We start from the raw sequence: 9,342 nt of genomic DNA, 5'->3' as shown, positions 1-9,342 counted from the left end.
ACACAGTGCTTATTCAAACTAATTACTTAAGATCAAGAACTGAAAGTAGCCGATTTTTATTTCTTCACGTCTATAATCATAATATTCTTTTAAAACGGTATACCTATGGACGAAGATTTGCCAGAGCATCACTACATTGGATTTTTTACAGCCACTATTTTGCGGTGGCAAAACCTTTTATCTCCTGAGAAATATAAAAACCTAATTATTAAAAGCCTTGATTTTTTGGTTGAAAAAAAACGAGCAAAAATATATGGCTTTGTTATTATGCCTAATCATATCCATATTTTATGGAAAATACAACCTCCCCATGAATTAAAAGACGTGCAAAGAGACTTTCTTAAATTTACTGCACAAAAAATATCTCAGGACTTGAAAAAATACCACCCAGCAGTATTGAGTTTTTTCAAAGCAAAAGCTTCTGATAGAAAATATCAGTTTTGGCAAAAACAATCCAGAAATGCCTTGTATGACTCTAGAGAGGTGATAGAACAAAAGTTAGATTATATACATAATAACCCTTTTCAGGGAAAGTGGATGTTAGCAAACTCATTGGATGAGTATCCTTATAGCTCTTATAGGTTTTATGAATATGATGATGATACATATAACTTTTTATCTCACTATATGGAGGTGTTTGAATAGTATAATTAATCCCTGAAAAAGTTAAGGTTGTTTTATTTGATACAATCGTTCTTCGTTCTCTTGGTTGGCTTTGCTAAAGACCAAGAGTTGGGTAGTTTTCTACCACCAGCGCGATGACTAACCAACCCAAACAGCCTCCTCTGTGTTGGTCTTAGGCTTGCCGTGACCAACACGATGCTTATTCAAAACTTTGCGATTGTTCTTCGTTCTCTTGGTCGGCTTCGCTAAAGACCAAGAGTTGGGTAGGCGAATTTCAATCAACCCAAACAGCCTCCCCTGTGTTGGTCTTAGGCTTGCCGTGACCAACACAGTGCTTATTCAAAACTTTGCGATTGTTCTTCGTTCTCTTGGTCGGCTTTGCTAAAGACCAAGAGTTGGGTAGGCGAATTTCAATCAACCCAAACAGCCTCCCCTGTGTCGGTCTTAGGCTTGCCGTGACCAACACGATGCTTATTCAAAACTTTGCGATCGTTCTTCGCTCTCTTGGTTGGCTTTGCTAAAGACCAAGAGTTGGGTAGTTTTCTACCACCAGCGCGATGACTAACCAACCCAAACAACCTCTTCTGTGTTGGTCTTAGGCTTGCCGTGACCAACACAAAACTTTGCGATCGTTCTTCGTTCTCTTGGTTGGCTTTGCTAAAGTTCAAGCCTAAAAAAACGCCACCATTCCCTGATGACTTTTGTCTATGGTGCGGTAAGTTTCCAACAAAGCTGTGGCATTAGCAGAGCTCGAAGAAGGGTGCTTGAGCATGTTTAATAGTTGCTGACTTGCCTCGTGAATGGGTATTTCAGGGTAATAATGATCGCGGGCAAAATGCACGTATTTGAGAATTTTTAAACCATCGAGCCAATGGTACCAACGCTTTAGAAAACTTTCTAAAGTAGCAGTTTTTTGGTCAATGTCTTGTACCTGTGCTGCAAACTCCTCCCAACCAAAAAAAGCTTGAATGCTCGCCGGAAAAGTTTTGTACAGTTCTTTTAATGTGTGGTCATTTATTTGGAACAATTGCGGGCTACAGTCCAAAAATGCCTTGAGGTCACTAAAAGTCTTCGGATCATAAGTAGACAATGTTTCTTGAGCATGGTCTAGCCATTTTTGTTGGGCTTTGCCTGTGCCAAAGGGTACCCGATGCGAGGTGCGCGATGAAGGGTATACTGTAGTTTGGCTTATTTCATAATATTTGCCCAAGGGCGCTATTTTGTGCAAAAAATAAAAATCTTCGCCTGCCTTCCGACGGTTCATTCCTCCCGAAAGGGCATAAATATGGGCACGTACTGCCATACTAGAGCCTATAGTGTGGTAGGCATAAGGAAACCCCGCCAAGCGTAAAGCAGCCACATAATAACGCAAAAACAGTTCGTATTGTACAATGCCTTCCTGTAGGACTTCTGACACATCGGGGCGGTGCTCGAAATGGATAGATGCTGACTGAATACCTTGGGCAAAGGCTTGCTCAAGTGCTACTAAATAATTGGATGCCACCCTACAGTCGGCATCGAGGCATACAATGCCTCCATTGTTGCCTATAGCGCCTAAGCGATACAAAGCTTCATCCATGCCTATTTTACGGGCCAGTCCCACTCCAGCCGATTTTTTTGGCAAATTGTAAGCCTTGATGATGTGTACTGTAAGCCATTCTTGATGATTTGTAGCTATCCACTCGTTGGCTTGTGCTACGGTTTGTTGGTTTTGGGCAATGCTATGTTCAGGGGTATTTACTCCCTGATTGACCACTACAATCACTTCTACTGGGGCTTGCGGTGGTTGGCAGGTAGCCAAAGACTCTAGTGTGCCTGTAAGGTTGGGTTCGTCGTAGCAAGGAATGACTATTATGAGCTCGGTTTTGGGGTGAGATGGGGCAGGTATTTGAGGTGCCTCATAGCCAAAACGTTGTTGGTAAAAACTAATCTTTTCTCGAAAGGTTTCCGTTTTCATAGTATAAGATATTGCGATTTATTATTATGCAAATCTGAATGATTGAGCAAAAGGCACAAAACTACACCGAATGAACTTACCAGGCAAAACGCTGCTGGATAAAGTATCAGGTTGTGTGCTGAATATTAAGAGAAGTTAAAGACTTTTTATAGCATCTAAAAAAACAATCTATGTCAAAACAATCAGTCAAAAAAGGAGACCTACTTATAGCAGAACCATTTCTTGGTGATCGAAACTTCGAGAGGAGTGTAGTACTGCTCTGTGAGCACAACGACAAAGGTTCTTTTGGTTTTGTGTTGAACCAAAAAGCCAATGTAAGCCTTAAAGATGTGCTAGAAGAAGATATCCTGGAAGATGTTCCCTTATTTGTTGGCGGTCCTGTCCAACAAGACACCCTACACTTTATTCATCGTACCCCCGATTTGTTTGACAATACTGTAGAAATAGCCAAAGGCATTTTTTGGGGGGGCGACTATGAACAACTCAAGGCGTATTTGCGGGTGGGTAAGTTGCAAGAGCAGGACATTCGTTTTTTTCTGGGGTATTCGGGCTGGGGCGAAGAACAGCTAGACCAAGAGTTGGGGCAAAACTCTTGGGTGGTGAGTGCCTCAGACGCTAAGTTTATTTTTGATACCGAGCCTGATCAGTTTTGGCGAGGTGTTTTGCGTAGAATGGGCGGCAAGTACAAGGTGATGTCGCACTATCCTACTGACCCACGTTTGAATTAGTGTAAAACGAGTTGAAAATTGATAAGGGGCGCAAAACCAGGCTATAGAAGGAGTTTCTTAGGTTTTTGTTGGGTGTTATATTTACAAATATAAGAATGAATAACACATACCCTTGCAATAAGCCGACTTGAAAAGGCACATCATCTAACAAAACTCCTGTTGACTAACTCAACAAAAATGACAGCACAAGATCAAGATCGTTTTTTACAACTTTTGGGTTCTGCTGAAATAGCCAATGTAGAACTTGCCCTGCAAATAGCATTGGGCAAGCCTGAGTTTCAACCTTTGGTGAATAGTTACCTGGAGCTGTACCAATGTTTTGTGCATAAAAACCTCCATCAGTTAAAGGCTTCACATATTGTCAGGTTCAACCAGCGCACTTTATCAATTGTCAATCATCCTATAGGTACTATTCCCGCCGCTATAGGGCAGCTAAAGCACTTACATCAACTTACTCTCCAACAGAACCAGTTAGACCACCTACCCGACGAAATGATTGAATTAAAACAACTCAAGTCATTGAGTATTTACGAAAACAGCTTCCAAAACTTCCCACTTATTATTACCCAAATGCATCAATTAACCGAGTTGATCTTTTCACACAATACATTGCCTGTATTGCCTGCCCAAATCAAACGTTTACAAAATTTAATAAATTTGTCTTTGAATCATGTACGTTTAGAATACTTGCCCGAAGAAATAGGGCAGTTGCATAAACTAGATTATTTGAGCTTGTTTAATAACCGTTTGCTAAAATTGCCCAAAAGTTTGGGGCAACTGACCCAATTACGCAGCTTAAATCTGGGGCACAACTACCTTCAAGGCTTGCCCGATTCATTGGGGCAACTTCAATCACTTGTTCGACTAGACCTTGCCTATAATCAATTGACTGATTTACCTGCAACTTTGGCTGGTTTGTCTAATTTGCGAAAGCTAATTTTGCGTAACAATCAATTTGTTCGGCTGCCGACAGTATTGCGTAAACTTACAAATCTCAAAGAAATTTATCTGGCAAACAACCCTTTGCCACCAGCCGAAAAACAGCAATTGAAAGCGTGGTTGCCTGGCTGTAATATGTATAAGGTGTAGTTTTTTAGGGAATGAGGGAAGTTTATAGAAAAAGAGAGAGGGTGTAAAAAAGAAATGCTTAACATTTGGAGGATGGTAAGCATTGATAGTACTTTGAAGAATATTTATTGTTTAGTGCACAGCGATCATGTGATACAGCTGTTGCCTGTACCTGATGATTGGATAAAAGAGGGTTTTTATTTACCGTCTTTTTTAGTTTTAGTAGTCAACTCATTTAAAATAGCTTCCCTGTTTTTGTGAACAGCTTTAAGCTCTTTGATTGCTGACTCTAAATCTTTCATCAATTTTTTGTTATCAGTGTTTGCCATCGTATTAAACCTTACCTTCGTGGAATAAAAAAAATATTGACTTATTTTAAGCAAATATAGTACACTAATTTGATAAATTAAAATAATGTGTTGCAAAAGTTACTATAAAAAGAACTTTTAGATCAAATTAGTAGAAAACCTGCTATAAATGCCGCTTATTTGTGCGTAAATGCAGGTTATTACATCAAATGATACCTTGATGTCCTGTTGTTTGTTTTGTGCATTCAATAGTTGAATAACTGATGAATTGTTAAAATTATTGTATAAAGTTACACGTAATATGAACGTCCAAAAGAAACTATGTAACCTTTTATTTGGGGTAGTCGTAGCTACCACATTTTATGCCTGTCAGCCATCAAAATACGACCAAGGTATGGTAAACCTTTTCCTGAAAGGGAATGTCAACCTGAAGAAACAGCAGTATAAGCAAGCCATTTACTATTATACCGAGGGAATTAAGCGGGACAGTTCGTTTTCAGAGATTTATAACAACTTAGGCATCGCCTTATTCAATATGGGACACTATTCCAGGGCGATCCATCATTATAATAAAGCCATTGCCCTCGATTCTGTACTCATGGACGCTTATTATAACCGAGCCAATGCACGTTTTGCCAGCGATGATCTCAAGGGAGCCCTTGCCGATTATAATGTAGTGGCTGCTCAGTATCAAGACTCTAGTTACGTGTTTTTTCGCCGTGCTACTACCTACCTGCAGCTGAAAAGGTACAACGATGCCATCAAAGATTTGGATAAGGTAATCAGGCTTAACCCCAATAACTCAGACGCTTTGGGTAGTAGGGGGTATTTGTTGTATAAAGTAAAAAAGTATGAGGCTGCTGCCAAAGACCTGCAAAAGGCTATAGAGCTCAACAAGCGTCAAGACTTGGCTTATGCCAATTTGGGCTTGGTAAAAGCGGCACAGGGTGACACTACAGCGGCTTTTGTTTGGTTAGACAAAGCGTTGGAAATAAATGTGGTAGAAGCGTATATTTTAGGGAACCGGGCGTGGCTATATGCCGAAAACAATCAGCTGGACAAAAGCTGGAAAGACATAGAAGAGGCGCTCAAGTATGACGACAAAAGCGGGTGGGCGTATTTTGCCAGAGGGGTGTATTACCTGAAGAAAGAAGAAGGACAAAAGGCCTTAGATGACTTTGCCAAAGCAGGTACATTTGCCAGGCATTTGACTAACCTCAAGGTGTATGAAGATAAAGCCAAGGCTTTGCTAAAATAATGTGACATTGAAGGTTGATTTGTTTATATTGTTAGAATTACCTTTAACTTTGTAGAGTAAATGTTCAATTTTATGTTTTGCCGATGATGAACAACCCCTTTATTACTAAATTATTTTTACTCATGTTGCTAGTGGGTGCAATGGCGGCCTGTAGCAATAAGACAGACCGCAGCAATAAGAGCCGCAATGCCCTTAATTCCAGAGAAACGGCTCAATCGGATGGAATCCTTTTACATAACATACCAGACTCGATGCGGGTGGGCAAAAAGCAACGCATTGAAGTAAGGCTTTCGCGGGGACAAGACCGTATCTCGATAGTGAAAAACGTGCGTGGTTCGCAAAAAGTGAAAATACAAGAGATAAAGGTAGGAAGCGCCATGGGGGTAAAACTAATTGCCAGCCCGCAAGATTTCGAAGTACTTAAACATAGTTCTGAGATTCAGGCGGTAAGCCGCCGGGGGTATACCCTGTGGGAGTGGGATGTGACCCCACGCAAAGAAGGTAAACTTGACCTGTACCTAAAGGTAATTGTACGCAAAGGTGACTATAACCAAGACTTGCCAGTATTGGATAAAAGTGTGCAGGTAGTCACCACGGAAACCAAGCGTTGGGTGACGTTTTTTAACGACAACAAAGAGTGGATTATGGGCTCGTTGGTCATTCCTTTATTGTTGTTTATTGCCAGCCGCTTGGGTAGACGCCGCGCCAAACCAGCCCCTAAAAAAACTACTGCACGAAAGAAACCAGCAACTAAGAAGAAAACAACACCCAGAAAGCGCTGAATGAACTTTTAAGTGTCTCAAGATGTTTTAGAAATAAGCAATTACCCAATTAAAACATTGAATATTATGTGCATAGTAAAGATAGACATAAGCGAAGATACCCGCAATGCATTTGGCGAAGACGATGCCAATGAGACAATGTATGAAGCAGACGCCGTGACCAACTCCGAAGAAGTGGTTTCAACGAAAGAAGCCACTATCAAAGAAGTCTCTATTGACTTTGGGATGTAATTATATTTTTTGGTAAAAATAAAAAGGAACAAAGGGTTGATAACGCGCTGTTATCAACCCTTTGTTGTATCATCTGTTGAGTATTGGTGCTCGTTTTGAGAAAAGCATAGTTCAACGAGTTTTGCTTAATTTTGCCACCTCTGGCAATCTTTTTTTTACCTTCATCACTGAAAACTCTACAGATTATCCAAGCGATAAACTAAGGTGTTGATAATCAAGTGTTTAATGTTTTAAATTTAGATTGATCTACAAATATCTAAGTCAATACAATATTTGGTTTTCCCGTAAAAAATTACCGAATACAAGGTAAGTAAACTACTTTTAGAAATATATTGAGATATTATTCTAAAACTTACTAGAAACACCTTACCTGATTAAAGTGTTGATTATCAGTGATTTATTAGATAGTTATAAAATCTGTAGAGTTTTGAGTTCATCAATAATTAATATCACCCTATCAAGTTTTTCCTGTCTTCTTGAAAAAAAATAATAATCTCTGATTACAAAGGGAGGCTACCCTGCTTTTACCCCTATAACTAATAGAAGTAATCACAACATTTATGTCTAAACTACAGCAAAGCAACGAAGCCGACCAAAATCAACAGCAGACGCAAAATCAACCTACTGTGCAAAAAAAAGAATTGCCAGAGGTGGTGCAAAACAAGGCAGCAAGCGCCATAAAATCATCGCAAAGTGACTTGCCCCCTATTCAAAGTAAACAAGCTCCCGTGCAGGCAAAACAGGTTCCCATACAAGCAAAACAACGCCCCATACAACGCAACACTGGCAGTAGCAAAAGCAGCGGCAATGTAAACGAGGCGCAAGTAAAAGCCAACGTGAGTAATATCATGGGGGTAGATGTAACGCAAGCCAAGGTAAACTATAACTCTGGCAAACCCGCCCAGCTCAAAGCCGAAGCTTATGCCCAAGGCAATACTGTAGAGATAGCCCCTGGCAAAGAAAAGCACCTGGGGCACGAGCTCGCCCACATTGGCCAACAAGCCCAGGGACGGGTACAACCTACCATTCAAGGCAACAATGGCATAGGCATTAACAACGACCCCAAGCTAGAGAAAGAAGCGGACGACATTGGCGATAAGGCAATGAGTATGCAACCTACTCAGCTAAAGCAAGGGGGTAACATGAAGTCATCACTGGGCAATACCCAGCAAGGGGCACCAGTGCAAGGGAAGTTTGGGAAACTATTAGCCAGTATTTCAAAGATGCAATTACAAGAAGAAATTGCCAGATACTATCACCCTGCGCCATTTTTGAGAAAACTAGATGAGCTAGAAGAAGATCAGACGGTTTATAGAAATGTACATGACATAGGCAGAGCATTAGGTTTAAAACCAACAGGTTATAGTGAAAAACATAGTATTGTCAAGCAGGATCTCAAGTTACCACACTATGCTACGCGTTCCGAGTCTGAAAGGATGATTATTGAGATGCAAAAACTTCAAAATCAGAAAGATGATATGAAATGGATGGGTTCTCAGGCTACTTCATTCAAAGATTGGCTCAACAACCCTGAAAAAGATGCACCCTTACCAGACTCTGCCAACTGTTGGAATGCGGTATTATTAGCTGCTTTCAATGCTGGGCTAGTAGATAAAAGCTATATCAAAAAAGCCAATCAACAAGCTGTTCAAAAATCATCGGACCCTATACCTAAACTTGCCAGACAAATTTACCGTGACCACAGGGGTTCAATAAAAGTAAACAAAAAGCTAAAGCCAACAAAGAATTCAAAAATAAATAAGCAACAACAACAAAAAGATTGGTTAAACCGAGTACGTAGACAATATCAAAACATTCCACGTGGAGATGTGATTGTGATTGGAAAAAACGGTACGCACGTATGTCTCTCTTTAGGCGGCGGGCAAATTATAGAACTAGATGCACGGGATATAGTACAAGTAAAAAACCCTAAGTATGACAAAAACTATGATAAAAACGAGAAGCAGTTTCAAGCTAAAATTAACTCACTAGAGGGAGATATTAAGTCTCTGAATATGCGTATCAATAAGCTTGATAGTAAGGACCCAAAATACACTACTTTGACAGAACAATTGAAAACTAAAACACAACAACTCGAACAGCAAGTTTCTGATTATAAAACGTTTAAAGAAACTAAGTCAAAGCAAGAGTATTTAACTAACGAAAGACCACGCAATGAGATTCGTACCTTAGATATGCTCGTGAGAAAGTATTTTGATGAAGGGCAATACATTAACCTGGATGGTATTTACTGGAGTCCCTTGCCTTTGGATATTATTATTTAATTGTAGAGATCAATTTATTTACCATAAGGAACGGTGTCAAAATAAATTTACATTCTTAACCTCATCTTTTTTGGACATGCTTCGTTAAAAAAACTTGCCAT

8 protein-coding genes are annotated in these 9,342 nt (G+C 40.0%); 7 read left to right on the top strand and 1 reads right to left on the bottom strand.

Features of this window, described 5'->3' with window-relative positions:
• Positions 1 to 105: 105 nt before the first annotated feature.
• A complete protein-coding gene (locus tag Q0954_RS31245) occupies positions 106 to 645 on the top strand; it encodes a transposase (protein WP_299464990.1) in 540 nt (179 codons plus the stop codon).
• A gap of 649 nt (positions 646 to 1,294) precedes the next feature.
• On the opposite strand, the gene Q0954_RS31240 is transcribed toward Q0954_RS31245, so the two are convergent.
• A complete protein-coding gene (locus tag Q0954_RS31240; RefSeq protein ID WP_299464987.1) occupies positions 1,295 to 2,581 on the bottom strand; it encodes a glycosyltransferase family 2 protein in 1,287 nt (428 codons plus the stop codon).
• Positions 2,582 to 2,751: 170 nt separating this feature from the next.
• Here Q0954_RS31240 and Q0954_RS31235 point away from each other — a divergent pair, with 170 nt between their 5' ends.
• The 6 genes from Q0954_RS31235 to Q0954_RS31210 all read left to right on the top strand — a co-directional run bounded on the left by Q0954_RS31235 (position 2,752) and on the right by Q0954_RS31210 (position 9,241).
• Positions 2,752 to 3,309: a YqgE/AlgH family protein gene (locus Q0954_RS31235; RefSeq protein WP_002694627.1), complete on the top strand. Its 558-nt coding sequence runs from the start codon at positions 2,752 to 2,754 to the stop codon at positions 3,307 to 3,309.
• 177 nt (positions 3,310 to 3,486) lie between these two features.
• Positions 3,487 to 4,398 (top strand): leucine-rich repeat domain-containing protein, encoded by a 912-nt coding sequence (locus Q0954_RS31230; protein WP_299464979.1) that lies wholly within the window; start codon positions 3,487 to 3,489, stop codon positions 4,396 to 4,398.
• Between the two features lie 588 nt (positions 4,399 to 4,986).
• On the top strand, positions 4,987 to 5,943 hold the full coding sequence (locus Q0954_RS31225; RefSeq protein ID WP_299464976.1) for a tetratricopeptide repeat protein: 957 nt from the start codon (positions 4,987 to 4,989) through the stop codon (positions 5,941 to 5,943).
• A gap of 83 nt (positions 5,944 to 6,026) precedes the next feature.
• The gene (locus Q0954_RS31220) at positions 6,027 to 6,725 is read left to right on the top strand and encodes a hypothetical protein (protein WP_299464973.1); all 699 of its coding nucleotides are present in this window, start codon (positions 6,027 to 6,029) and stop codon (positions 6,723 to 6,725) included.
• Positions 6,726 to 6,791: 66 nt separating this feature from the next.
• Positions 6,792 to 6,956 carry a hypothetical protein gene (locus Q0954_RS31215; RefSeq protein WP_299464971.1) on the top strand — a complete coding sequence of 55 codons (165 nt, stop codon included), beginning with the start codon at positions 6,792 to 6,794 and terminating at the stop codon, positions 6,954 to 6,956.
• 560 nt (positions 6,957 to 7,516) lie between these two features.
• Complete coding sequence (locus tag Q0954_RS31210; protein WP_299464968.1) at positions 7,517 to 9,241, top strand: DUF4157 domain-containing protein; 1,725 nt, start codon at positions 7,517 to 7,519, stop codon at positions 9,239 to 9,241.
• Positions 9,242 to 9,342 lie beyond the last annotated feature (101 nt).

The sequence above is a fragment of the uncultured Microscilla sp. genome (genome assembly GCF_947493425.1).
In the GTDB taxonomy this organism is placed as follows: domain Bacteria; phylum Bacteroidota; class Bacteroidia; order Cytophagales; family Microscillaceae; genus Microscilla.
The sequence above is the reverse complement of the archived record's forward strand: the minus strand, read 5'-3'. Positions and strand labels throughout refer to the sequence as shown.

Excerpts from the sequence above, each read along its gene's own strand:
- Q0954_RS31235 (WP_002694627.1), top strand. The coding sequence starts at position 2,752 with ATGTCAAAACAATCAGTCAAAAAAGGAGACCTACTTATAGCAGAACCA.
- Q0954_RS31225 (WP_299464976.1), top strand. The coding sequence starts at position 4,987 with ATGAACGTCCAAAAGAAACTATGTAACCTTTTATTTGGGGTAGTCGTA.
- Q0954_RS31230 (WP_299464979.1), top strand. The coding sequence starts at position 3,487 with ATGACAGCACAAGATCAAGATCGTTTTTTACAACTTTTGGGTTCTGCT.
- Q0954_RS31210 (WP_299464968.1), top strand. The coding sequence starts at position 7,517 with ATGTCTAAACTACAGCAAAGCAACGAAGCCGACCAAAATCAACAGCAG.
- Q0954_RS31240 (WP_299464987.1), bottom strand. The coding sequence starts at position 2,581 with ATGAAAACGGAAACCTTTCGAGAAAAGATTAGTTTTTACCAACAACGT.
- Q0954_RS31220 (WP_299464973.1), top strand. The coding sequence starts at position 6,027 with ATGATGAACAACCCCTTTATTACTAAATTATTTTTACTCATGTTGCTA.
- Q0954_RS31245 (WP_299464990.1), top strand. The coding sequence starts at position 106 with ATGGACGAAGATTTGCCAGAGCATCACTACATTGGATTTTTTACAGCC.
- Q0954_RS31215 (WP_299464971.1), top strand. The coding sequence starts at position 6,792 with ATGTGCATAGTAAAGATAGACATAAGCGAAGATACCCGCAATGCATTT.